The sequence below is a fragment of the Marinomonas arctica genome, assembly GCF_003259225.1.
GTDB classification, from domain to species: domain Bacteria; phylum Pseudomonadota; class Gammaproteobacteria; order Pseudomonadales; family Marinomonadaceae; genus Marinomonas; species Marinomonas arctica.
The window spans coordinates 86,996-109,099 of sequence record NZ_QHJF01000015.1; the positions used below are offsets into that span (position 1 = coordinate 86,996).

At 44.5% G+C, this 22,104-nt stretch carries 28 protein-coding genes; 20 read left to right on the top strand and 8 right to left on the bottom strand.

Translation table 11 applies throughout. The annotated features are described in order from the left end of the window. Positions 1 to 173: 173 nt before the first annotated feature. The 3 genes from DK187_RS10625 to DK187_RS10635 form a co-directional block, all read right to left on the bottom strand. A complete protein-coding gene (locus DK187_RS10625; protein WP_111607321.1) occupies positions 174 to 803 on the bottom strand; it encodes an OmpA family protein in 630 nt (209 codons plus the stop codon). A gap of 120 nt (positions 804 to 923) precedes the next feature. After that, complete coding sequence (locus DK187_RS10630; protein ID WP_111607322.1) at positions 924 to 1,346, bottom strand: VOC family protein; 423 nt, start codon at positions 1,344 to 1,346, stop codon at positions 924 to 926. 93 nt (positions 1,347 to 1,439) lie between these two features. Next, positions 1,440 to 1,760 carry a hypothetical protein gene (locus DK187_RS10635; RefSeq protein ID WP_111607323.1) on the bottom strand — a complete coding sequence of 107 codons (321 nt, stop codon included), beginning with the start codon at positions 1,758 to 1,760 and terminating at the stop codon, positions 1,440 to 1,442. Between the two features lie 85 nt (positions 1,761 to 1,845). Between DK187_RS10635 and DK187_RS10640 the strand changes: the two genes are divergently transcribed. After that, positions 1,846 to 2,874 (top strand): nucleoid-associated protein, encoded by a 1,029-nt coding sequence (locus DK187_RS10640; RefSeq protein ID WP_111607324.1) that lies wholly within the window; start codon positions 1,846 to 1,848, stop codon positions 2,872 to 2,874. Positions 2,875 to 2,911: 37 nt separating this feature from the next. On the opposite strand, the gene DK187_RS10645 is transcribed toward DK187_RS10640, so the two are convergent. Both DK187_RS10645 and DK187_RS10650 read right to left on the bottom strand, forming a co-directional pair. After that, a complete protein-coding gene (locus DK187_RS10645) occupies positions 2,912 to 3,556 on the bottom strand; it encodes an HAD family hydrolase (protein WP_111607325.1) in 645 nt (214 codons plus the stop codon). Between the two features lie 157 nt (positions 3,557 to 3,713). Continuing rightward, positions 3,714 to 3,905: a hypothetical protein gene (locus DK187_RS10650; protein ID WP_111607326.1), complete on the bottom strand. Its 192-nt coding sequence runs from the start codon at positions 3,903 to 3,905 to the stop codon at positions 3,714 to 3,716. Between the two features lie 161 nt (positions 3,906 to 4,066). Here DK187_RS10650 and DK187_RS10655 point away from each other — a divergent pair, with 161 nt between their 5' ends. Beyond that, positions 4,067 to 4,549 carry a DUF2947 family protein gene (locus tag DK187_RS10655; RefSeq protein WP_111607327.1) on the top strand — a complete coding sequence of 161 codons (483 nt, stop codon included), beginning with the start codon at positions 4,067 to 4,069 and terminating at the stop codon, positions 4,547 to 4,549. 34 nt (positions 4,550 to 4,583) lie between these two features. On the opposite strand, the gene DK187_RS10660 is transcribed toward DK187_RS10655, so the two are convergent. Continuing rightward, a complete protein-coding gene (locus tag DK187_RS10660; RefSeq protein ID WP_111607328.1) occupies positions 4,584 to 5,294 on the bottom strand; it encodes a tRNA-uridine aminocarboxypropyltransferase in 711 nt (236 codons plus the stop codon). A 300-nt stretch (positions 5,295 to 5,594) separates the two neighbouring features. Here DK187_RS10660 and DK187_RS10665 point away from each other — a divergent pair, with 300 nt between their 5' ends. Further along, complete coding sequence (locus tag DK187_RS10665; protein ID WP_111607329.1) at positions 5,595 to 6,359, top strand: DUF1499 domain-containing protein; 765 nt, start codon at positions 5,595 to 5,597, stop codon at positions 6,357 to 6,359. Positions 6,360 to 6,441: 82 nt separating this feature from the next. Next, complete coding sequence (locus tag DK187_RS10670; RefSeq protein ID WP_111607330.1) at positions 6,442 to 7,029, top strand: TetR/AcrR family transcriptional regulator; 588 nt, start codon at positions 6,442 to 6,444, stop codon at positions 7,027 to 7,029. Positions 7,030 to 7,036: 7 nt separating this feature from the next. Here DK187_RS10670 and radD read toward each other — a convergent pair whose 3' ends face one another. Beyond that, on the bottom strand, positions 7,037 to 8,794 hold the full coding sequence (gene radD, locus DK187_RS10675) for a DNA repair helicase RadD (RefSeq protein ID WP_111607331.1): 1,758 nt from the start codon (positions 8,792 to 8,794) through the stop codon (positions 7,037 to 7,039). 29 nt (positions 8,795 to 8,823) lie between these two features. Between radD and DK187_RS10680 the strand changes: the two genes are divergently transcribed. From DK187_RS10680 to DK187_RS10755, 16 genes are all read left to right on the top strand, one after another. Continuing rightward, entirely contained in the window at positions 8,824 to 9,579 is a 756-nt protein-coding gene (locus DK187_RS10680) for a 2OG-Fe(II) oxygenase (protein WP_223232194.1), read from the top strand. A gap of 150 nt (positions 9,580 to 9,729) precedes the next feature. Further along, on the top strand, positions 9,730 to 10,725 hold the full coding sequence (gene trhO / locus DK187_RS10685; protein WP_111607332.1) for an oxygen-dependent tRNA uridine(34) hydroxylase TrhO: 996 nt from the start codon (positions 9,730 to 9,732) through the stop codon (positions 10,723 to 10,725). Between the two features lie 186 nt (positions 10,726 to 10,911). Next, positions 10,912 to 13,134: a DNA polymerase III subunit gamma/tau gene (dnaX, locus tag DK187_RS10690; protein WP_111607333.1), complete on the top strand. Its 2,223-nt coding sequence runs from the start codon at positions 10,912 to 10,914 to the stop codon at positions 13,132 to 13,134. Between the two features lie 16 nt (positions 13,135 to 13,150). Continuing rightward, positions 13,151 to 13,477, top strand: coding sequence for a YbaB/EbfC family nucleoid-associated protein (locus DK187_RS10695; RefSeq protein WP_111607334.1), 327 nt, complete (start codon positions 13,151 to 13,153; stop codon positions 13,475 to 13,477). 9 nt (positions 13,478 to 13,486) lie between these two features. Further along, positions 13,487 to 14,080: a recombination mediator RecR gene (gene recR / locus DK187_RS10700; protein ID WP_111607335.1), complete on the top strand. Its 594-nt coding sequence runs from the start codon at positions 13,487 to 13,489 to the stop codon at positions 14,078 to 14,080. 1 nt (position 14,081) lies between these two features. After that, a complete protein-coding gene (gene rnd / locus DK187_RS10705) occupies positions 14,082 to 15,224 on the top strand; it encodes a ribonuclease D (RefSeq protein WP_111607336.1) in 1,143 nt (380 codons plus the stop codon). 28 nt (positions 15,225 to 15,252) lie between these two features. Continuing rightward, positions 15,253 to 15,546, top strand: a complete 294-nt coding sequence (locus DK187_RS10710) for a YcgL domain-containing protein (RefSeq protein ID WP_111607337.1) — start codon at positions 15,253 to 15,255, stop codon at positions 15,544 to 15,546. Positions 15,547 to 15,563: 17 nt separating this feature from the next. Beyond that, on the top strand, positions 15,564 to 16,043 hold the full coding sequence (locus DK187_RS10715; protein ID WP_111607338.1) for a YcgN family cysteine cluster protein: 480 nt from the start codon (positions 15,564 to 15,566) through the stop codon (positions 16,041 to 16,043). Positions 16,044 to 16,092: 49 nt separating this feature from the next. Then, positions 16,093 to 17,964: a VWA domain-containing protein gene (locus DK187_RS10720; RefSeq protein WP_111607339.1), complete on the top strand. Its 1,872-nt coding sequence runs from the start codon at positions 16,093 to 16,095 to the stop codon at positions 17,962 to 17,964. Beyond that, positions 17,957 to 18,757 carry a class II glutamine amidotransferase gene (locus tag DK187_RS10725; RefSeq protein WP_111607340.1) on the top strand — a complete coding sequence of 267 codons (801 nt, stop codon included), beginning with the start codon at positions 17,957 to 17,959 and terminating at the stop codon, positions 18,755 to 18,757. The genes DK187_RS10720 and DK187_RS10725 overlap by 8 nt, the downstream gene beginning before the upstream one ends. Positions 18,758 to 18,804: 47 nt before the next feature. Further along, on the top strand, positions 18,805 to 19,221 hold the full coding sequence (locus DK187_RS10730) for a UPF0158 family protein (RefSeq protein ID WP_111607341.1): 417 nt from the start codon (positions 18,805 to 18,807) through the stop codon (positions 19,219 to 19,221). 7 nt (positions 19,222 to 19,228) lie between these two features. Next, positions 19,229 to 19,408, top strand: a complete 180-nt coding sequence (locus DK187_RS10735) for a type II toxin-antitoxin system HicA family toxin (RefSeq protein ID WP_223232387.1) — start codon at positions 19,229 to 19,231, stop codon at positions 19,406 to 19,408. Further along, entirely contained in the window at positions 19,405 to 19,752 is a 348-nt protein-coding gene (locus DK187_RS10740) for a type II toxin-antitoxin system HicB family antitoxin (protein WP_111607343.1), read from the top strand. The genes DK187_RS10735 and DK187_RS10740 overlap by 4 nt, the downstream gene beginning before the upstream one ends. A gap of 104 nt (positions 19,753 to 19,856) precedes the next feature. Next, positions 19,857 to 20,213 (top strand): toxin-antitoxin system TumE family protein, encoded by a 357-nt coding sequence (locus DK187_RS10745; protein ID WP_111607357.1) that lies wholly within the window; start codon positions 19,857 to 19,859, stop codon positions 20,211 to 20,213. 1 nt (position 20,214) lies between these two features. Further along, complete coding sequence (locus DK187_RS10750) at positions 20,215 to 20,616, top strand: HVO_A0114 family putative DNA-binding protein (RefSeq protein WP_111607344.1); 402 nt, start codon at positions 20,215 to 20,217, stop codon at positions 20,614 to 20,616. A 91-nt stretch (positions 20,617 to 20,707) separates the two neighbouring features. Beyond that, on the top strand, positions 20,708 to 20,956 hold the full coding sequence (locus DK187_RS10755) for a hypothetical protein (protein ID WP_111607345.1): 249 nt from the start codon (positions 20,708 to 20,710) through the stop codon (positions 20,954 to 20,956). Positions 20,957 to 21,073: 117 nt separating this feature from the next. Here DK187_RS10755 and cysK read toward each other — a convergent pair whose 3' ends face one another. Then, on the bottom strand, positions 21,074 to 22,039 hold the full coding sequence (cysK, locus tag DK187_RS10760) for a cysteine synthase A (RefSeq protein WP_111607346.1): 966 nt from the start codon (positions 22,037 to 22,039) through the stop codon (positions 21,074 to 21,076). Positions 22,040 to 22,104 lie beyond the last annotated feature (65 nt).

Here is a 22,104-nt window from a genome sequence, read left to right on the forward strand (position 1 = left end):
ACGCGGTAATTTATAAATAAAATTAATGTGAATGGCGGTATTAGTTTAGCGGTTGCTAAATAATAACGACGTTGTAAAGGGTATGAATAGTGTGTTTAACCAATCTCTAAAACAAAAAAAACCAGCCGCTTTTTAGAGGGGCTGGTTTTGGTTTAGCACAAATACTGAAGGGATCAGTTTTTATTCAGTGCTGTATTGTTGAAGCTTTGATCTACGCTGTAAATAGTCCAGCGTTCATTAGCAAATTGTTGCTTGGCGAACACTTCAGCAACAACTCGGCGGTTTTCTCTTCTACCTTCTTCTGTGTCGTTACTGGCGACTGGGCGAGTTGCGCCATAGCCAATACCTTTTACTCGATCGGAAGCAATTCTGAAACTGTCTACCAGAACATTAGCAATAGCGGTAGCGCGTTGCTGTGAGAGTTCTTGGTTTAATTCCGCTGAACCTTGACTGTCAGTATGCCCTTCGATAACCACATTGCTGGTTGGATTATCTTGTAAAAATTTGGCCAGATCTTTGAGTTCCGTATAGAAACGGGGGTTGATATCCGCTTTGCCCGTATCAAACAAGACATTGAGTTCGACGGAAAGCAATTTTGTCGTTTGGTCAGGACAGCCGTAGTTATCTACTGCTGCATCTTTAGGTGTGTCAGGGCAAAGGTCGCGGGCATCAATAACGCCGTCTCTATCTGCATCAGCAAGACGTGACTGTACATTGGATGCGTACAGACTTTCTGCAGCAACAGAATGACTAAAGGCGAAGAGCACTCCGATCAAGCTGATGCTTTTGATTAAAATAGTCATTGCGTTATTGCTACCCTCGTTATTACTTGTATTGTCTCAGCTTAAGAAAAAACAGTTTCAATAACCATGAGATTTTTGTAGCTTTCTTTAAGCAAACGGTTGCTTTGTAATGAAATGTAACTACCAGCTGCCAATATTCTCCATTGATGCCCATGGTTCTGCTATTTCAAGAGAGCCATCTTTCTGGAGCAGTTCAATTGAAATGCCATTAGGGTCTTTAATAAACGCCATGTGTCCATCACGTGGTGGTCTTAGTATGGTAACGCCTAAAGATTGCAGCTTTTCACACACTTGATAAATGTTTTCGACTTCAAACGCCAAGTGACCAAACTGATCGCCACCTGTGTAGGTACGATCGCTCCAGTTATGAGTTAGCTCGACTTCTGGTGCGCCTTTTTCAGTCGCGTAGTAAATAAGAGAAAACTGGCCTTTTTCACTGTCCATGCGTCTGGTTTGGATAAGGCCTAAGCCTTCTGTGTAAAAAGTGTGACTTTCCTCTGGTTTATCTGTTCTGATCATGGCGTGTAGGTATCGAATAGACATGATAACTCCCTAATATGATGAATAAATGTTGTGGCATTATTGCAGGATCAGAGAGGTAATTCAAAGCGAACCCAAAAGACTCACTTTAGATTCTTATTCTTCCCAGACCCAGCGAATAGGGTCGCCAAAGTCATCATAGAGGATTTTTTTCTTAGGGCGCTTTTTTGGTGAAGAGGTGGTTGGTGGTGATTTGCTGTGTTTTCGTTGTTGAATAGCCGCAACAACATGATTTAATGGTGTGCGATCTTGTTTTGGTTCGTTAAAGCCTATGTGGCTCGTGTTATACTTACCATCTACTAAACCAGATTCACCCATGTCGACTTGTTGGATGGTTCCGTTCTTCTTGATAAATTGATCTACCAGAGATTCCAGTTCTTTTCGCGTGTCTCTCTTTGTGGTTTTTGGTTTTATCATAGTATTTTGGTTTGGGAAGATCCTATACAAGTGTATGGGTTAAAAAATGATCGTAATCATCCATATTAAACGTAAGAGGTAGCTGGTGTCTATTAGCAACTTAATTGTGCATGAGATTCAAAAGCATGAAGGTGAGCGTAAAGCGATACTGATTGCACGTCCAAATGAAAACCCAGTTGACGGGCAAGCTGAGGCATTGTCTGCTCAGGTGACGAATCTCTTTAATCGATCTGGAATGAACACCGGGCGTTTTGTGAATCCTCAAGGAAGCGAAGAGGGGGCTCAATTACCAGCCTTGCTGTTTAAGCATTTTAAAAACGATACTTTTGTGGATTTTGCCAGTTTTACAAAAGAGTGTGCGGCGGATTACCTTAAGTATCTAGAACCTGTGGAAGAGGCGGAAGGCGGTCTGTTGTGGTTCAATCATTATGAGCTGCATGATACGCATTTTTTGTACATAGTGATGTTAAAGCGTAAAAAAGGCATTGGTCTCGGTGCGGATCTTAGTTTGTCGCAAATTGAGCAAATTGAGATGGAAAAGTTACACATGTCGTTGCGCATTAATTTGACCGCGTGGCAAGCTGGCGATGAAGGGCGTTATATTTCGTTTCGCTTTGGGCGTGCACCCAAATCTGAAAGTGAGTATTTCACGCAGTTTATTGGTTGTGACGAACCGAAAGTGGCGGCCAAAGAAACTCGCAAGCTGGTGGATTTGACCGCGGCCTTTTGTCAGTCTGAAGGCTTACCTTCTAAGCAGGCAAATGAATTTAAAAAAGTGGTTTCCGAGCATTGCCAAGCAAAAGCGCAAGATCGTGAACCTTTAGCCATTAAGGATATTGCCTCTCAGGTGGAATCTCGGTTTTCCATTGAGCAAGCGAATAAGTTTTTAGAAATCGCTGACTCTGATAGTTTTAAAATGGAAAAGGAGATTTTCGTCGAGAAAGCGGCACTGAAAAAACTGACTCGCTTGTCTGGTAGTTCACGTGCGTTGACGATGAGTTTTGACAGTGACTTACTTGGTGAGTCCATCGTGTTTGATGCAGACTCTGGCACACTGACCATAAAGGAATTGCCGAAGAGTCTGCTGAAACAGCTGCAGTCCATGTCTAATTAGAGCGTTGTGTGCTCTCTATTGATAAGTAGAGGGCTGGTTAAATTCCTAAAAGACGCTCTAGGTCTTTCATAGTATTAAAGCATTCGGTCGCGCCGGCGGCCGTTTGCATTTTGGCGTCAAGCGTTTCACTGAAGGCGAGTACTCGCATTCCCGCGGCTTTGCCCGCTGTAATGCCTGCCACAGAATCCTCGATGACCAAACAGTCTTTAGGTTCAACATTTAGTGCTTTGGCAGCGGTTAAATACAGGTCTGGTGCGGGTTTGCCATTTTCCACGTCTTCAACGCAAAAGCGAGTAGAGAAGCGATCTGCTAATTGAATTTTATTCAGTTTAAAATTCATTTCTTGACGTCGTGCGTTCGTCGCCATGGCAATAGGAACAGAGATTTTGCTGAGTAATTCACGAACGCCAGCAATGGGTTCTAGGTCCGCTTCGATAATCGCGTGAAAACGCTGTCTGTAATCTTTATCAAATGTCGCGGGTAACGGCTTACCAAGCAGTTTTTCGGCGTTGATGAGGTTTTCTTTGTTCGTGAACCCAGTGAATTTCGCGTGTAATGTCTCATCGTCGAGTTCAAGGCCGCATTCACTTAACATGGATTTTAGAATGGAATTAGAGATGTTTTCTGTATCGACAATAACGCCGTCGCAATCAAAGATGATGGCTTTGTAAGAATAAGTCATAAATAAAACAGTTTCGTTGTGAATGAGGGCTGATCATAACGAATTTTGAGGAGGTTAAGGAAGGGAGGGAGGTTTTATTATTTTTCTCCCCTTAAAAAAAACTAACGCTTTACGCTATACTAGCACCCCATTGTTGTGGGGTTTATTCTTTTTGCACTTAGTTACTTGCTTGACCAAGTTGCTGTGGGCGAGCGTTTTGTTTTTTGATCGCTTTGAATGCGTTTTTGAAGAAAGTAACAACCGCTTTGATACGACGAGCACGTCTTTGACGGCGAGCGTGATCTTCAACAGTGGTGTCGGCATAGCCCCATTTTGCTAGTAATGCTTCGTATTGTTGTTGAGAGTCCATAGTATTCTCCAAGTTGGTTATTTAAGAAATGTTGTTTTATTACAACAATGCTAATATTAGAGAAGCTTGACCGATTGAACAAACGATCCTTTTTCACTTGTTAGGTTAGTTTTTTTCATCATTTTATTTGTTGGCATTTTCATTCACCAAAGGACATTTCCTTGTACCAATCGTTAGAACATTTTTCAAAAAACTGGATTTTTAAACGTAATGATCCAAAAGTAGAGCCAGAAGATTTACAGGCTATTCGCTTGCTAAGTGAGCAGCGTGCAGGGCAGATTTGGCGAGATTACATTAGTGATGAACAAGTGCATCCAGATCATTTTACAGAGCGCGATTGGTTGAAAAAAACCACGTCACAGCTCCCTGTGACTAAGCTTCAATGGGAAAAAGCGTGGGACAGTGATCGGGCTGAATTACCTGATGAGCTTTTAGTGCATTTTTCTGCTTGGGGCGACGATACCACGGTGTTTTTTTGCTGTCATAATGAGTTGGTGTTTGAACTTTCCTGGGGCGTATTTAAGCGCACTTGGAAGGCGTTTTTGTTTTTGGATAATGGGCCGATTTTAGTCGGTAAAAAGAAAAAGCAAGCCGCACAGTTTTATTCAAACGGTTGGGCGAATCTACTTTTCAGAGAGTCTTGATTTCGATTGAAACAAAAAATCTCGTCATTGAGTTTCAGATTTGGGCGCTGCCACCACGTTGTCGACTGATCAGGCAGTGCTCGTTAAATGCTTTATAGTAGTTGAGCAGTTGTTGGCCGTGATCTTTGTGTCCCAATGTGTCCAAGAGCATGGCTGTGACTTCCGCGGTGGCAAATTGCATTTCATGACTGGAGTGTCGAACAAGAAAAGAGCGTTGTGCTTCACTGTTAATTTCAAAGTGTGGGATATCTTTTAACCAATGACTCTGGTGAAACATTTTACTGGCTTGTTTCCAGGTTCCATCCAAGATAATGAAGGTGTGTTTTGTCTCCCCGTTGGTGTTTGATGGGATCACGCTTCTAAACGGTCTGTGTTGCTCTCTGGCTGTTTCCGTATTGGGGAACAATATAGTGCAGTTGCCTTGTTTGCTTGTTATGTGGTCAAGCAATGCTTGTTGTGGCTCAGTTCTACTCCACAGATAAGCTTGAGTGTCATCTGGGAATAAATCGGCAATGAGTCGACCGCTGTTGGTCGGTTTGTGAATTTCGTCACGATGGAAAAGCAAAATAAATTCCACAGGTGAAGAGTGGTTTTCCCTTAAATGGCAAAAACAAGCAAACTCCGTCATTAGGCAATGGGTGCAGCGAATAGCTCTGGAACCTCTTGCTATGAAGGGGCGAATCGATTCTGTTTTACACAACTCGCGTAGTAGATCGACACAATGCTTGTTTGGTGCTGTTCTCATGGATAAAATCTTCTGTTTTGACGGCGCGCTATTATCGGTTTTTTGTTTTGGATGTCTAGGTAAACTTTTCGCGTTTTGCGCAAGGATATGCGGAAGGAGAAAGGGGGAATTAATGACGAACAGTGGCTTAATTGTTTAAATTTGTTAATAAATATTGCTTATCTTTAGTCTTTGTTGTCGAAAAGTTTACGGAAAATATGCAAATACAAAGGAATGCGTTGAAACGGGCTTGTTGCTTCTGTTCGTTGTCATCAAGTCACGATATGGTGTGAGATATTATTTTTTCGTTATGAGTTGTCTATGAGTCGTTATATCTCTCCGGTTTTATACATTCTTCTCATGTTAGTAGGGTGTGTTGCATTTGTATCTATTGCCGGTGTTCGAGTTGGAATGTTTGAGCCAATAACTGGCTTCTCTATGCTACGAAAAAGTGTGTTTGCTTCGTTATTTTTGTCTCTATTAGCTGCTTTATCATTAGGCGCTTGTCGTAAAGAATGTAATCTCGCTAGTCGACGTTTTTTTATTCTCGTACTCCTCATTTCGCTGGTTTACAGTCTTATGTGGATTGGCTTTTATTTACAGCGTGCCAGCCTACCCGATATCAATGACATCACAACTGACACCGAAGTCCCTCCCACTTTTCTTAACGTGAATTTTATCCGCAGCTCCCAAGAGAATGAATTAAGCTACAACAGTGAATGGGCACCGATTCAAGCTAAACATTATCCTGATGTTCAGCCCTTGTTTTCCTCCGAGGAAAAATCAGTGGTTTACAGCGCAGCGGTAACCCTAGTTGAAGAGCGCGGTTGGGACGTTGTTGCACTGTACGCTGGCGCAGGCATTATCGAAGCGACGGCTCGTACGCCGATTTTTGGTTTCCGCGACGATGTCGTCATTCGTATTACTCAGATAGACAAGAGCCAAGTTCGAGTGGATATGCGTTCTTGCTCAAGGGTGGGAAGTGGCGATTTTGGGGTGAATGCTGAGCGTATTGAATCCTTCATGAAAGACCTGTCCGATTCTTTGAATAAACCCAGCATGCCTAGTGTGAATTCCTTACGCTAACGTTCCATATAGTAAATTGCACTCGTCATTGAAAATCAGACAGGCTAGACTCTCGTAACTTCTTACTTAGGGGAACGTGAAAGTGAGTCTTCGTCAACAACAAAAAGCCAATACTCGATCCAAAATCAAAACCATCGCTAAGCACGCCTTTCTAACCCAAGGTATTGAAGCCACCAGCACGCGCTACTTGAGTGATCAGGCCGGTATTGCTGTAGGCACCTTGTTTGTTCATTTCCCAGATAAATTAGCCTTGGTAAAAGATATTTTTTTTGATGAGATGGATACAGCCTTGCGTGCCGCAGTGGTGGCTCAAAAAGCCAGTGCTTCCCCAATTGATTACCTCCTGCAAATGGCACAAGTTCTGTTTGATTTTTACGATCAGTATGCGGAATTCACACGTTTGGTGTTGTTAGACAGCTTGGCAAAAGGTGGATTTCACACTAAACAAATGACGGTGATTACAGACGGTATTGTAAAGCGATTTAAGCAGATTGGCGTGGATGAAAAGACGGCGAGTATTTTTGCGGACAACATGATTGCGAATTATTGGTTTGTTCTATTGAACGCTGTGCCAAAAGGCATTTTGGGGCAAGAGGCCATCGAACATTTGAAAAAAATGAACTTACCCTTTGAGATGTCTTATCGAAGTGCCTTAAAAAATCGCGGTTAATCATGCTTTAACTGAGTTGGTTGGCTTTGCGATACGGACCTTGGTAATCAAACAGCCTTTCAGTGACTTGCCAGTGTTGTTTTTGTTTTTTAGCGATTACAAAGTCGGGTATGGGTAAGTAGGGTAAAAAACGCTCTACGTCTTCAAGCGTTTCAAACACAATAGATTGGCTGCCATTGGCGATTCGGCGCGCAAAGACATCATTAAACGTTTGGCGTGATTTTTTAAAGTTAAAGCGAAATGTTTCCGACAGTGTTAAGCCGTCTTCATCATGGTAGGTGATTTTAAGACTCTTATCTTTGTTGTCTATTTTGGGTGTGATGCCTGCACAGCGTAGTACTTTGTTGTCTTTTAAGTTGAGTGCGCTTCTGAGTAAGTCATCAGCGTCGATCAGTTTTTCGGCACAATGTTGGCATTGTCGTGCGGCAATGTCATTTTCTTCATTGCAATAGGGGCAGCGTTTAAAGCGAAAGCGGTAGGTGCATTGTTCTTCCATACCGTCTACTTCGATTAAACCATGGCAGCGGCGCCCAAAATGTTCAAGGATATTGCCTTCAGCGTCTTTTCTCCCCCAGAAAGTGTTAGCAAAATCGCAAGCAGGGCAATGTATTTGTACCGCAACGGAATCTGGAGTGGGGCGCTTTTCGCCAATTTCCGGCTGAAAAATATTGTAGCCGTTGTTCGTGTAATCCAAGACGAGGCAGTCTGTTTTACCCGGACTTAAGCGTAACCCTCGGCCAACAATTTGTTGAAATAGGCTGATGGATTGTGTTGGGCGTAAAATGGCAATAACGTCCACATGTGGCGCATCAAATCCCGTGGTTAATACCGATACATTGACGAGGAATTTAATCTCCTTGGCTTTAAAAGCCGAGATCAAGGTGTCCCGTTGTCTCAGTTTGGTTTTGCCTGTCACGAGCGCTGTTTTGTCAGCGGGCAGATACCCAACAATTTCTTTCGCATGATCAATGGTCGCGGCAAAAATCATCACACCTTGTCGATCGGTGCTTAGCTGAAGAATCTGCTCGGTGACCGCTTGGGTCACACGTGGGTATTTGTGAATAAGTTCATTTAACGCGATATCGTCGGTATTTTGCTCTCCATCTAGGCTTTCCGTTAGTAAACTGAAATCGTAGTGGGCAATGGCGGCGTCATAATGAATGGGCGGGGTCAAATAGCCTTTCTTCACCATGTGTTGTAAGGGGAGTTCAAAAATGCATTTTTTGAAAAATCCCTCAGGGCAATGTCGAGTGTAGCCATGGTAATGATGTTGGTAGATCCAGCCGCTGCCTAAGCGGTAGGGCGTGGCGGTCAAGCCAAGAATTTTTACTTGTGGATTGAGTGTGCGAAAGTGCTCGATGGTCTTGAGGTATTGGCCTTCGTCTTCTATGCCAACACGATGGCATTCGTCGATAATGATTAAGCTGGCAGGGGCATTGAAATCAGAGAGATTGGCAGATAACGACTGAATGCTGGCGAAGGTTGTTTTTTCGGTGCTGTTTTTTTGCCTGAGACCCGCTGAAAAAATACCCGCGGATGTTCCGGTTGCGACAAATTTTGCGTGATTTTGTTCGACAAGCTCTTTGACATGAGCCAAGCAAACGACGCGACCTTTTGCCAGTCGACTGAGTTCTGCTATGACCAAACTTTTGCCTGCGCCAGTAGGAAGCACAATAACCGCGGGATCATTTGTATGGCGAAAATGCGCCAAACAGGCGTCCACGGCTTGTATTTGATAGTCGCGTAATTGAAAAGTTTGGGTCATAAAAGGGTGAAATCTTGGTGTTTTTGTGTGTGTGGCTACAGTATCATAATGGCCTACGTTATTTTGCCTTTTTAGAAGTGATTAATCTATCTATGTCTACCCATGTGCTTCCAGCCCCCCATCTTTATGTTGAGAATTCTATTCCGGCGTTTAGCCGTGAAGAACCGTTTGAAAATTTATTGATGGATTTGCAAACGAAAGGTTGGAGTGTTCAAGATGAATTTTTTTCTACGAACTTCACCCAGGCCCTTATGGATGAAGCTGAAAGCATACAAAATGCTTTTATGTTGCAGGCGGGTGTGGGTCGAAAACAAGACCACCAAATTGTCTTGGATGCGCGTCGTGATTACATTCAATGGATCGATCCTGATAAGCCAATCCGTAAAGATTTTTTGAAAATGATGGCGGAGTTGCGTGTCGCGCTCAATCGTCGTTTGTTTCTTGGGTTGTTTGATTATGAGGCGCATTTTGCTCGTTACGAAGAGGGTGCGTTTTATGAAAAGCACATTGACGCGTTTAAGGGAGAGAGTAATCGTATTTTGTCCACTGTGTTGTATTTGAACGAGGAGTGGCAAGACGGCGATGGTGGCGAGCTGGTGATTTACGACGAAAATGACCCATCCATTGAAGTTGGACGATTTTTTCCAAAGAAAGGCCGGTTGGCGGTTTTTTTAAGCGAATGTTTTTATCACGAAGTTAGGTTGGCAAAGCGAACCCGTCACAGTATCGCCGGTTGGTTTCGTGTCAATAATACCACCGGGACAACGCTTGACCCTGATCAATAGCAATAAAAACAGCGCCAAGTGTATTTTATCCCTTTACCTTTGTGTGGTTTTTTTTGGGATTTGACCTCGAAAATGACGCGATAAATCTCTATAATGCGCGCCTTGTTTAATTGCTCTGGTTTTACGTTCCAGATCGCAGAGGAGAAAAAGATGTCTAAAATTGTCGTATGTGCCCTTTATAAGTTTGTTGAGCTGCCTCATTTTGAGTCCCTTCGTGAACCCCTTCAAAAAACCTTAGAAGACCATGGTATCCGCGGCACCTTATTGCTTGCCAGCGAAGGTATTAACGGTACAGTGGCGGGGTCTCGTGAAGGTATTGATGCCATGTTGGCATGGTTAGATCAACAGCCAGGCTTGGACAATATCGTATCCAAAGAATCTTACGATGAAGACATGCCTTTCTACCGCACAAAAGTTAAATTGAAAAAAGAAATCGTCACCATGGGCGTCGAAGGCATTGATCCTAAGCGTGTGGTGGGAACCTATGTTAAGCCTCAAGACTGGAATGCGCTGATTTCTGATCCTGATGTGGTGCTGGTCGACACGCGAAACGATTACGAAGTGCAAATCGGTACGTTCAAAAACGCCATCAATCCAAAGACAGAAACCTTCCGTGAGTTTCCTGCTTACGTGAAAGAAAACATGGACCCTGCCAAGCATAAAAAGGTCGCTATGTTTTGTACCGGAGGGATTCGCTGTGAAAAATCCACCGCTTACATGCTAGAGCAAGGTTTCGAAGAGGTGTATCACCTTGAAGGCGGAATCTTAAAGTACTTGGAAGAAGTGCCAAAAGAAGACACCCTATGGGAAGGTGAGTGCTTTGTTTTTGATAACCGTGTTTCGGTTAATCACGATCTACAAAAAGGTGAGTACGACCAATGCCATGCCTGTCGTATGCCTATTACAGAAGCAGAAAAACAAGATGAGCGTTATGTTCAAGGCGTAAGCTGTGTGCATTGCTTTGATAAATTCACCGATGAGCAGCGCCAGCGTTTTATTGAACGCGAGCGTCAGGTTCAGCTTGCTCGTGCGCGAGGCGAAGAACATATTGGGGCTGAAGTACTGGATGCCGTTGAGAAGCACCGTTTAGAAAAAGCCCTAGAAAAAGAGCGTCAGCGTAAGGTGCGTGAAGCAAAAGCAAATTAGAGATGTTAAACATTTTGCCTGACGTGGTCGGGCAAAATGGTTTCTAAATCCAAGCTGTTGATCTTTATAGTGAAGTTTTTTGGTTATTTGTCTCGATTACCTGTCATCCTGTGCATCAAGAGTGGTTTCGAAATTGCTCGGACTGCCGTACAATAAAAAATCGCTTTTTATTAGCCAGTATCCATCATGAGTTATCAAGTTTTAGCACGTAAATGGCGCCCACAGACGTTCCTTGAAATGGCTGGGCAAGACCATGTACTTCAAGCGTTGGTGAATGCTTTACGCCAACAGCGTTTACATCATGCCTATTTGTTTACCGGAACTCGCGGTGTCGGTAAAACCACGATCGCGCGTATTTTCGCTAAATGCTTGAACTGTGAGACCAATGGCATTTCGCCAGAGCCTTGTGGCACCTGTGATAGCTGCCGAGAAATCGCTGAAGGTCGTTTTGTCGACCTGATTGAAGTGGATGCGGCCTCTCGAACCAAGGTAGAAGATACCCGCGAATTATTAGAAAACGTGCAATACGCACCCACTCGTGGCCGTTTTAAAGTCTACCTGATAGACGAAGTGCACATGTTGTCGACGCATTCCTTCAATGCTTTGCTAAAAACTCTTGAAGAGCCGCCCGCGCACGTTAAGTTTTTACTGGCGACAACCGATCCGCAGAAGCTTCCTGTTACTATTTTGTCTCGCTGTTTGCAGTTCAATCTGAAGAACATGTCTGCGCAACGTGTGGTGGATTATTTACAAACCGTATTGACCACCGAACAAGTAAACTACGATCAGCCTGCATTGTGGCAAATTGGTCAGGCTGCTAATGGCAGTATGCGTGATGCGTTGAGTTTGACAGATCAAGCCATTGCTTTTGGTAACGGTACGATTACCGAGTCGGGCGTCACTGCCATGTTAGGCTTGGTCAATCAAGCGCAAGTCTTGGATTTACTAGAAAGTGTGGCGTCTAAAAATGCGGCACAAGTTTTGACTCGAATAGAACAACTGGCCGATTACCAGCCCGATTTTACAGCGATTTGTGGCAGTTTATTGGATGTGTTGCACCGTGTGGCGATAGAGCAGCAAGTGCCAGGCGCATTAATGGATCAGCTGGGTGATTTGGCTCGGATTCAGGGTATTGCCGCCAGTGTTAGCTCTGAAGAAATACAAATCATGTATCAGGGCTTATTAATTGGTCGCCGTGATTTGCATTTGGCGCATTCTGCCCGTGCGGGCTTCGAAATGCTGATGTTAAGATTGATCGCCTTTCGACCAGCGCCACCTATGGTGGTCAGTCATGAAGTGCCACCAGTGGTTTCTTCAGCGACAACGCGCTCGCCAGACACAATGAGTTCAACGTCAGAACCCGACTCTACGGCGGCGTCGAAGGCAGAAAAAAAAACATCGGCCGTTGACATTGAAGTCCCAGCGGTAAAGTCCACTGAGTCTATTCCTGAGCAAGTGTCTTCAAAGCCGATGTCCGCGGCGGAACGCCCGCCTTGGGAAACGTCACCAGAAGAAATGGTCATGCCTGACGATGCACCAGATAGCGAGGTTGAGAGCGCCATCACGGATCAGGAAAGTGTCTATAATGAGATGGCGCAAGCGGTTGTCATAGAGGAGGTTGAGTCGCTTCATGCAGCGGATGTTGAGCCTCAGAATGATACGCCACTAGACCAGAACGAGCCATCTGAATCGATGTCCGTTATGGCGCAGCAGATTAAGACAGACAAGGAGAGCCAGCCAGAGACTAAGCCTTTTGTCATCGCAGATGACTCGTTCTTGGCATCTGACGATGTGATGGAAGACGAAGACGATGAGGAGGAAGCCGAAGAGCGTGCTATTGCGGATGTCATTGATCCATTTAACCCTGCCGCAGATTTAGTGGACGCTTTAGGCGCGGAACCAATCGAGTCGCCTGCCGTCGAAGCAAGCAAAGAGCCGGATACACGTTTGTCAAAATTGCCGGATACTATTGCCCAGCCTGCATTAGGTATGCCTTTGCCTGAGTTAAACCACTATAATCAGCTGACAATGAAGCTTTGGTGGTTGGTGGCGCCGCGATTGCCTTTGACAGGTTTGGTACAGAATATTTTAATGAATTCCAGTTTGGTGGATGCCAGTGATCAAGGCATACGTCTTGAAGTGCCTTTAGAGTACGGGCACATGCTGAACCAAGTACGTTACGAACAAATACAAGGTGCCCTGAGCGATTTCTTTGCCATGACGGTGCCCTTGATAATAGACACAGTGGAAGATACCACAGGGGTGACTGCAGAAGAGTTTGCCGCCAGTAAGCGCGCAGAGGCCCTGCAGGTAGCCATTGAATATTTGAATGCACATCCGGTTGTACAAGCCTTATCGGCAACGATGGGGGCACAATTGGTTTATGATACGGTTAAAGTTAAAGCTTAATTTGGAGAGCAAAGATATGTTTAAAGGTGGAATGGGTAACATGATGCGCCAAGCGCAGCAGATGCAAGAGAACATGCAGAAGGCGCAGGAAGAAATCGCCAACATGGAAGTCGAAGGTCAAGCGGGTGCTGGTTTAGTGAAAATCCTGATGACAGGTCGTCATGATGTGAAGCGTGTCACTATTGATGACTCTTTATTTGCCGATGACAAAGAAATGCTAGAAGACTTAATTGCCGCCGCCGTCAATGATGCTGTGCGTAATATCGAAGTCACTCAAAAAGAAAAAATGGCCGCGGCGACAGCGGGCATGTCTTTGCCACCAGGCTTTAAGATGCCTTTCTAGGAGCAAGCTTTGTTTAGTCCCTTAATTAAAGAACTGATTGAATCGTTGCGTTGCTTGCCGGGTGTCGGTCCAAGATCAGCGCAAAAGATGGCGTTGTATTTATTAGAGCGTGATCATCAAGGGGCGGATAGACTGGCAAATGCATTGCGAGAGGCGTTAGATAAAGTGGGGCGCTGTTCCAGCTGCCGCACTTTGACGGAAGAGTCAGAGTGCGGCATCTGCAAAGACCCTGAGCGCGATGCCAAGCGCTTGTGTATTGTTGAGACACCAGCCGATGTGATCGCCATTGAGTCAGCAGGCACCTATACCGGCCGCTATTTTGTTCTTTTGGGGCATCTGTCGCCAATTGATGGCATAGGTCCGGAAGAGTTAGGCTTGGATCGTTTAGAAAGTTTGGTACAGCATAACGACGTGGAAGAAGCCATTATTGCCACGAACTCAACGGTGGAAGGTGAGGCGACTTGCCATTATATCGCTGAAAAATTAAAAACATTGAACATCAACGTCAGTCGCATTGCCCATGGTGTACCCATGGGGGGTGAACTGGAATACGTTGATGGCAACACTCTGGCTTTAGCGCTAGAGGGACGGAAGAAGCTCTAGTATGAATGATCAAGATGATGCTCTGAATATTGTTTGGGTGGCGGATAACGAATCGCTGGCAAGTTGGTGCGATTACTGGGCTCAATTGCCAGTAATCGCTGTTGACACAGAATTTATCCGACGTTCTACCTATTTTCCGATTACGGGGTTGATTCAAGTTAGTGAGGGTGAAAAGGCGGTGCTTATTGATCCATTAACGATTGATGAGTGGCAACCGCTGCGTGACTTAATGGTAAACCCATCTGTGATGAAGGTTTTTCATGCTTGTTCTGAAGACATGGATGTTTTTGATCGTTTATTGGGGGTGCTGCCAACACCCTTTTATGACACCCAAATAGGCGAAGCCTATGCCAGCGCACAATGGTCATTGAGTTATGTGAAGCTGATCCATGAATATTTGCAAATTGAAGTGGCCAAAGACGAAACGCGTTCAGATTGGATTCAGCGACCATTGACTGACGCTCAGAAGCGATACGCAGCACTGGATGTGGTGTACTTGGCGAAAGTGTATCCGTTGCAAATAGCGCGTTTAAACGCCAAAAATATGCTCGACTGGGCCATGGAAGACTGTGATTCTCTAAAATGGCAGTATCAAATGAACGCCGACCCAGAGCAAAACTGGGATGGCATTAAAACCGCTTGGCGCTTGTCTCCTGAGGGCTTAACTCTTTTGCGTTTGTTGTTTATTTGGCGTGATGGACAAGCTCGAAAAGAAGATGTTCCAAAAGGGCAAATTTTAAAAGACAGAACGCTTTGGTCGTTAGCGAAGACATTGCCGTCTCACCACAAAGCCATCTCTGAAGCAGAGGAAATAACGGGGCGTCAGCATCGGTTGTATGGTGAGGTCATTCTGCAAAACGTAGCGTTAGTAAAAGAATTATCACCGGATGAGTATCAATTGCCGTTGGAAATTCCCCTGCCATCTCAAGCGGGAGAGCTAACGAAAGCGGTTAAAGCCTTTGTGCGTGAACGAGCAGAAGCTTTAAACATTGCGCCTGAGGCCATGATGAAGCGCAAGCTGCTTGATCCTTTAGTGCGTCATTTGTTTGATGGTACCGAGATTGATTGGCAGAATCCCGCATTAACGGGCTGGCGCCGTGAAGAAATAGTCAATCCTGTGTTAGAAAAATTTAAAAAGTCCTAATATGGCGTGATAGCGCCAAGAGAAAATTATGAAGCAACATTTAATTGTCGAAGTATTCCGCTCATCCAAGCACGATGGTATGTACTTGTATGTGGAAAAAAGCAAAGGACTGAAAGACATTCCAGAAGCGCTGATGGTGCGTTTTGGTAAAGGCATCAGTGCCATGACGATGCTGTTGACGAACGAGAGCAAACTGGCTCGGGCAACACCTGAGAAAGTAGCTAGTGAGATTCGAGAAAAAGGCTTTTACCTACAATTGCCGCCAGTCAAAGAAGATTATTTGCTGGATTTGTATAAAACGCCGACGCAAGCCGTGTACTAATTAGTTGGACTCAGAGAATGATTGCCAAGCGTTACGAACCTTTTTGGAAAACCACTGCGTTGGAGCAAATGTCACCTACGGAGTGGGAGTCTATTTGCGATGGTTGTGGAAAATGCTGCCTGCAAAAATTGCAAGATGATGATACGGAAGAGGTTCATTATACTAATCTTTCCTGTCATCAACTCAATATCGCGACTTGTCAGTGTAAAGTGTATGAGACTCGACAAGCAAAAGTGGCAAGCTGTATAACGCTTACGCCAAACCAAATTGATGACTTTCAATGGTTGCCGGATACGTGCAGTTATCGTGTACTGCATGAAACCAAAGATTTGCCTAATTGGCACCCGTTGGTAGTAGGAAGCGATAAAGAAATGCTTCGTCAAGGTTTAACGGTTCGACATTATGCGGTGAATGAGCATAATGTCGAAGAAGAGGAATGGGAAACTCATATTATAAAATGGGTACATGGAATGCCGGAACCGTATGATCTAACGTGATAGCGGTTGCTAATTTCAACAAAGTAAATCGTTCAAGGAGTTCGCAGACGTGAAATGGTTGAAAATACATACTGTGTTGTTAGCAGCTGTCCTGTCTTTTTGGGGCCCACTTAGTCAAGCGGATACCCAATTTCGTGTTATTGTTGATGCCTCTGGCAGTATGCTGATCAGTGATCCTGATAAGCTGACATCGGAGGCGTTGCGCCTCATCTCGAACCTCGCTCCTGAAGAACAAGCAACGCTAGGTATCTGGCTATTTGGCGAAGAGCCTCGTGTCTTGTTGCCAGAAGCGAACGTCAATAAAGTCACCAAAGCGAAGCTGGCGAGCTATGTTGATGCTTATGTTACAGAAGACGTCGAAACCGATTTAGAAGCCATTATTAAGTTACTGTTAGAAACACCAGACTCGGGTGATTTGGCGCCAGGTTTCGATCGTCACTGGATATTGGTGACGGATGGCATGGTAGACATCAGTTTAGATGAGGCGATTAATAAAGCCTCCCGTGATCGTATCCTTAATGAGTTGACCACCAAGTTAGAAGAGCGTGGTATTCATCTTCATACCATTTCTATGACGGGCTACACAGACAAAGCCCTGTTGGAATCATTGTCCCTAAGAACGAATGCCATCCACACAGAGGTTGCCCTTCCTGAAGACCTATTGGATGTTTTTGAGCGTATATTCACTCAAGCCGCGCCAGTGGATGAGCTGCCCTTTGATGGCAATCGCTTCTTAGTGGATGACGCTATCAAGGAATTGACGCTGGTTGTCTTTCACGAAAGCAATGAGCAACCACTTATTACCAAGCCTGATGCCAGTACTTTGTCGTTGCAGAATGGCCAAGGTGTGTCGGTATCGGCTTCTGATCACTATACCTTAATCACGATCAACGACCCTGCTGCAGGCGAATGGCAGGTGAGCAATGTCGACTTGGCACGAAGCAGTGTCAGGGTGATTACGGATTTGAGTGCGCAAGCCACAAAAGTGACCCCGGTTATTTTTGTGAATGAACCTATTTATTCAACAATCGGCTTGTTTCAGAGCGATGTCATGATCAAAGATGATGACGTGCTGAATCTGCTAAAGGTAACTCAAACTTTAAAACAATTAAGTGGCGAAACAGAAGAGTCTATTTATAGCAATGAATTGGCCCGAACAAATGGTCAGTTCAAACAGCGTATGGTAGGTATTACTGAGCCAGGTAATTATGAGTTGGTGACCTTGGTGGATGGTAAAACCTTCTCACGTCAGCTGAGTCAGTATTTTACGGTTCACCCCGCGATTGAATTTGCTGGAGCGAGTCAAGGTGGCGATTTGGTCGCTTTTACCGCCAAACCCGTTAATTTAAAACTCAATGTATTGCGTTCCAACATCCAATTAGAGTTTTCTTATGGTAATGGCACCATTGAGACAGAAGAAATGCCATTAATCGGACAAGGTTACTGGGAAAAAGTGATTCCTGTATCCGTTGGCGATAACGTCAAAGTTCGGGCAAAGTTGGTGGGCATGACGCAAACCGATTTGCGATTTGATTACTGGACGCCATCTTGGAGCCTATCTCGAGAAGCCGGGCGTCCTCCCGTCGTGACCTTAGGGGACAGCGCTCAGGTAGAGGATACGCTAATGACGCCATCTTCTTCTGATCAAGAGGTTGCCCCTGTATCGTTTGCACCTGCCATTTCTGTGGTAGAGGAGGCGCAAGAAATTGAAGACCCTACAGAAAATGCAGATACCAATGTTGTTGAGACGTCTCAAATAGAAAAAATCCGTGACAAAGCAAACAGCATTACTGCTCGAGAATGGATCATGTATGGTGTGTTGAATCTAGGCGCGATTCTGATCATTGGTAGTGGTGTTTTATTGTATCGCCGGATGAAAAGCCGTAAATCTACTAAGAGAGACAACCTAGACGATGTGTGAGTTATTGGGCATGAGTGCCAATGTGCCAACAGACATATGTTTCAGCTTCTCGGGCCTGCGTGCTCGTGGTGGGCGCACGGGGCCGCATAAAGATGGCTGGGGCATGGCTATGTACCGTGATGGTTACGTATGGGCGATTCATGACCCTAGACCAAGCGCCGACTCAGATATGGCCGAAGTCATGAGTAAGACATCATTGAAATGTGACATCGTCATTAGTCATATTCGTCAAGCCAATGTCGGGGCCGTGAGTCTGTTAAATACTCATCCATTTCACCGTTTGCTTTGGGGGAAAACCTGGACTTACGCGCACAATGGTCAATTAGAGTCATCTGGCTCGTTACCCATAGCGCATCACCATCCATTGGGTAGCACTGATTCGGAGAGAGCGTTTTGCTGGATCATCGAGCGCCTACAGGCCTGCTTTGGTGAGTGTGAACCAGAGCTGAATGCATTATCGTCAAAACTGGCTGAACTGGCTTTGCAGTTAAAATCCATGGGCGTCTTCAATATGATGCTGTCCGATGGTATACGCTTATACTGTTTTTGCACCACCAAATTGCACTGGATCACCCGCCGAGCGCCGTTTAAAAAAGCCACTTTATCGGATGAAGATGTCATAGTCGACTTCAAAGAAGTCACCACAGACAAAGACGTTGTCACTGTTATCGCTACACAACCCTTAACCCACGACGAAACATGGCAGCAAATGGAATCAGGTGAGTTGTGTGTTTTTGATGCTGGCGAAGTGGTTTATCAGATCAAAGCCAACGGCTTGGTCGCAGCGCTATAACTTATTATGGCTTGGCATTATTAATTATTGTGTCCCCAGGAGATTTTATGACAGTAAAACTAGATGACATAGAATGGGCTATTGAGTTTGCTTCCTCTGGTTGCGGAGACAGCGAGGCTTACCTTGATACTGAAAGTGGTGCTATATATTACATCGGTGATGCGGTTGAAGAACCAATACCAGATGATTTGTATGACAGTGATAAGTATTTGCAAATACCGGATAAACGCGAATTAGATTTAGGCAAGCATCTGGTAATTCGTTTTACATCAGAGAAGATTCCAGAGCATCTCGACACTGTTTATGACATGTTTCGTAAGCAAGGAGCATACTCTCGCTTAAAAGATTTATTAGGATCATTAGCGTTATTAGATGCTTGGTATGCCTATGAAGAGTTAGCGTTAAAGCAAGCGACAATAGATTGGTGCAAAGCAAACAATATCAGTTTTAACAACGACATTTAACAAACCAATCAAGGCACTCGCTCCGCTTGGCTATGAAAAGAAAGAAATGGCAGGCTCGCGAGTTCGTTTTTACCACAAAGGTAAAGATGCCATGCTATTGCTACATAAACCTCACCCTGAGAATGAGCTGAAAGGCGGCGCTTTAAAATCGGTGAAGCTGCATTTGATACAAGAAGGTTGGTTATGACTTATCTGCGATATAAAGATTATTTAGGCACTATTGAACCGGAGCTGGAAAGCAATACGCTTTTTGGCAAGCTTGCTTTCATTCGTGACACAGTAACCTATGAAGCGACGACGTTGAAAGAGCTTGAAGTTGAGTTTCGTCGTTCGGTAGATGAATACCTTTTATCCTGTGAAGAGCTTGGGCGTGAGGCTCAAAAGCCTTGTAAAGGCTCATTTAATATTAGAACTGGTGAGGCGTTGCATCGAGAAGCCGTTATTGCAGCTGAAGGTCAAAGTTTAAATGCTTTTGTCTGTGATGCTATCCGAGAGAAAATAGCAAAAATGAATCACCATCATTTAGACTAAGTGTTTTAACGTGTCTGCCCTGTCAATTTAATTAATTCCTCAATTTTGCATTACATGTGTCATGTGTTATGATCTGGTCATAACATGGATGTGAGGGCTTGAGCTTGGATGAAATTGACGTTCTTTTAAGTATGCATGGTGAACAAGTTTATAGAGATGATGGGGATTGGTGGAAAATTGAAGCATGGTCAGTTCCTCCAACGGAAGAACGACCACATGGTATTCGTTACAGTCTCACTTTGCATAATAAATACAATAAAAGAGTGTTTGGTCATGACAATGCTCACGCAGTAAAACCACCGAAAGGCAAAAAATTTAGTGGTAAACGTTATGAATACGATCATCTGCATAAATCAGCAGTTGACCAAGGTACGGCTTATGAATTCTCTGATTGTTACACATTACTTCAGGATTTCTTTGAGGGAATAGACAAAACCATTGCTGCAATTGAGGATAAATAATATGAAAGTAAGAATTGGAATTATGTCTGAACCGCTCATTCGTATGAGGTTATTAGCGATTGCTCAAGGTAAATATACACCTCAAGAAAATGAGCCCAAGGTTTGGTATACATCAATCAACGCTATCTCTCAGATTTTGCGCCCAGAGAATATTGAGCTTTTACGCCTTATGGATTCTGAAAGGCCAGAAAGTGTAACCGAGCTGTCTGAATTGACAGGACGGGCAAAATCAAACTTATCAAACACGTTAAAAGCGTTAAGCGAAAAAGGTTTTGTGCGTTTAGAGCAAGGTAATGGCAAAGCAATTAAGCCAGTCGCCTTATTTACAGATTTTGAAATAATGACAGACTCAGAGCTTGAGCATTATCTGCTTCAGTTATCGATTGAGCAATCGGCAGCCTGATTTACAACAAAGTATTGAAGGGACAGCCAACGCGTGGTATTCGCGGTTAGTATGAATGTAAAGCCATTATTGATGTAACAGAGTAGAACGAATGATTAATGAAAATGATGTAATTGACACCCTTGATGAGCTTGAGACGTTTTTGCGTTTAATAGAAGCGGGTGGTTTGGGGTTGAATAATGTATCGGGCGTGGCGTTGGCAACCAACAATGCCAATGGTCGTCCGTTTGTGGCCGTGCTGGATGACAATCAGCAGTTATTACTGGGGCGCTGGGTAACTCCTTATGTGTTTGAAAATGGCAAAGACATGGTGCGTTACGGTACGAAGAAACCGCATTAATTAGGTAAGAAAGTGACCCCTCCCTGACCCTCCTCTTGAAAGACTAAGGGGAGGGAAGCCGTTTGCTCCTCCCCCTTATTAAGGGGGAGGTCGGGAGGGGGTTATCTATGTTAATGATTACTGAACCAATTCGTTGTCGGTAAATTCACCTTCAAACAAAGCGGTTGATAGGTAACGCTCGCCTGAGTCTGGCAAAACCACGACGATTTTTTTGTCTTTAAATTCGGCTAGTTTGCTCAAGCGTTCCGCCGCAACGACAGCAGCACCACAAGAAATACCGCATAAGATACCTTCTTCACGCATTAAGCGTTTTGCCATCGCAATCGCGTCTTCGTTGGTGACTTGCTCTACGCGGTCAACCATCGAAAGGTCTAGATTTTTTGGTACAAAGCCTGCGCCGATGCCTTGGATTTTGTGCGGTGACGGTGTTGGGTCTTCGCCGTTTAGGGTTTGTGTAATAACAGGCGAGCTGGTGGGTTCTACTGCCACACTGATGATGGCCTTGCCTTGCGTGTTTTTAATGTAACGACTTACGCCTGTGATAGTGCCGCCAGTGCCAACGCCAGCAACAAATACGTCAATTTCGCCATTAGTGTCTTGCCAAATTTCTGGGCCAGTGGTTTTTTCATGAATTTCAGGGTTGGCTGGATTGTTGAACTGTTGCAGTAAAACGAAGTTTTCGTCTTGTGCAATTTCTTCGGCTTTAGCAATCGCACCTTTCATGCCTTTCGCGGGTTCCGTTAGGACGATCGTCGCACCAAGTGCTTTCATGACCTGGCGGCGTTCAATACTCATGCTGGATGGCATAGTGATGGTAATCGGATAACCACGAGACGCGGCAACGAAACACAAGGCAATGCCTGTGTTACCACTCGACGCTTCCACAATGGATTTGCCTTTTGTCAGAATGCCTTTCTTTTCTGCATCCCACACCATGTTGGCGCCAATGCGGCATTTTACTGAAAAAGCTGGGTTACGAGATTCGAGCTTGGCCCAAATATTGCCATTGCCAATACGGTTTAAACGTACAAGTGGCGTGTTGCCAATGGTAAGAGAGTTATCTTCGAATACTTGATGAGACATACCATTTCCTTTTTTATTGGTCTGTTGAAGGTGACAGCAACGTATTAGATACATTGCTAATGTTG

Excerpts from the sequence above, each read along its gene's own strand:
- DK187_RS10625 (WP_111607321.1), bottom strand. The coding sequence starts at position 803 with ATGACTATTTTAATCAAAAGCATCAGCTTGATCGGAGTGCTCTTCGCC.
- DK187_RS10630 (WP_111607322.1), bottom strand. The coding sequence starts at position 1,346 with ATGTCTATTCGATACCTACACGCCATGATCAGAACAGATAAACCAGAG.
- DK187_RS10635 (WP_111607323.1), bottom strand. The coding sequence starts at position 1,760 with ATGATAAAACCAAAAACCACAAAGAGAGACACGCGAAAAGAACTGGAA.
- DK187_RS10645 (WP_111607325.1), bottom strand. The coding sequence starts at position 3,556 with ATGACTTATTCTTACAAAGCCATCATCTTTGATTGCGACGGCGTTATT.
- DK187_RS10650 (WP_111607326.1), bottom strand. The coding sequence starts at position 3,905 with ATGGACTCTCAACAACAATACGAAGCATTACTAGCAAAATGGGGCTAT.
- DK187_RS10660 (WP_111607328.1), bottom strand. The coding sequence starts at position 5,294 with ATGAGAACAGCACCAAACAAGCATTGTGTCGATCTACTACGCGAGTTG.
- DK187_RS10665 (WP_111607329.1), top strand. The coding sequence starts at position 5,595 with ATGAGTCGTTATATCTCTCCGGTTTTATACATTCTTCTCATGTTAGTA.
- radD (WP_111607331.1), bottom strand. The coding sequence starts at position 8,794 with ATGACCCAAACTTTTCAATTACGCGACTATCAAATACAAGCCGTGGAC.
- trhO (WP_111607332.1), top strand. The coding sequence starts at position 9,730 with ATGTCTAAAATTGTCGTATGTGCCCTTTATAAGTTTGTTGAGCTGCCT.
- dnaX (WP_111607333.1), top strand. The coding sequence starts at position 10,912 with ATGAGTTATCAAGTTTTAGCACGTAAATGGCGCCCACAGACGTTCCTT.
- DK187_RS10695 (WP_111607334.1), top strand. The coding sequence starts at position 13,151 with ATGTTTAAAGGTGGAATGGGTAACATGATGCGCCAAGCGCAGCAGATG.
- rnd (WP_111607336.1), top strand. The coding sequence starts at position 14,082 with ATGAATGATCAAGATGATGCTCTGAATATTGTTTGGGTGGCGGATAAC.
- DK187_RS10710 (WP_111607337.1), top strand. The coding sequence starts at position 15,253 with ATGAAGCAACATTTAATTGTCGAAGTATTCCGCTCATCCAAGCACGAT.
- DK187_RS10715 (WP_111607338.1), top strand. The coding sequence starts at position 15,564 with ATGATTGCCAAGCGTTACGAACCTTTTTGGAAAACCACTGCGTTGGAG.
- DK187_RS10725 (WP_111607340.1), top strand. The coding sequence starts at position 17,957 with ATGTGTGAGTTATTGGGCATGAGTGCCAATGTGCCAACAGACATATGT.
- DK187_RS10730 (WP_111607341.1), top strand. The coding sequence starts at position 18,805 with ATGACAGTAAAACTAGATGACATAGAATGGGCTATTGAGTTTGCTTCC.
- DK187_RS10740 (WP_111607343.1), top strand. The coding sequence starts at position 19,405 with ATGACTTATCTGCGATATAAAGATTATTTAGGCACTATTGAACCGGAG.
- DK187_RS10750 (WP_111607344.1), top strand. The coding sequence starts at position 20,215 with ATGAAAGTAAGAATTGGAATTATGTCTGAACCGCTCATTCGTATGAGG.
- DK187_RS10755 (WP_111607345.1), top strand. The coding sequence starts at position 20,708 with ATGATTAATGAAAATGATGTAATTGACACCCTTGATGAGCTTGAGACG.
- cysK (WP_111607346.1), bottom strand. The coding sequence starts at position 22,039 with ATGTCTCATCAAGTATTCGAAGATAACTCTCTTACCATTGGCAACACG.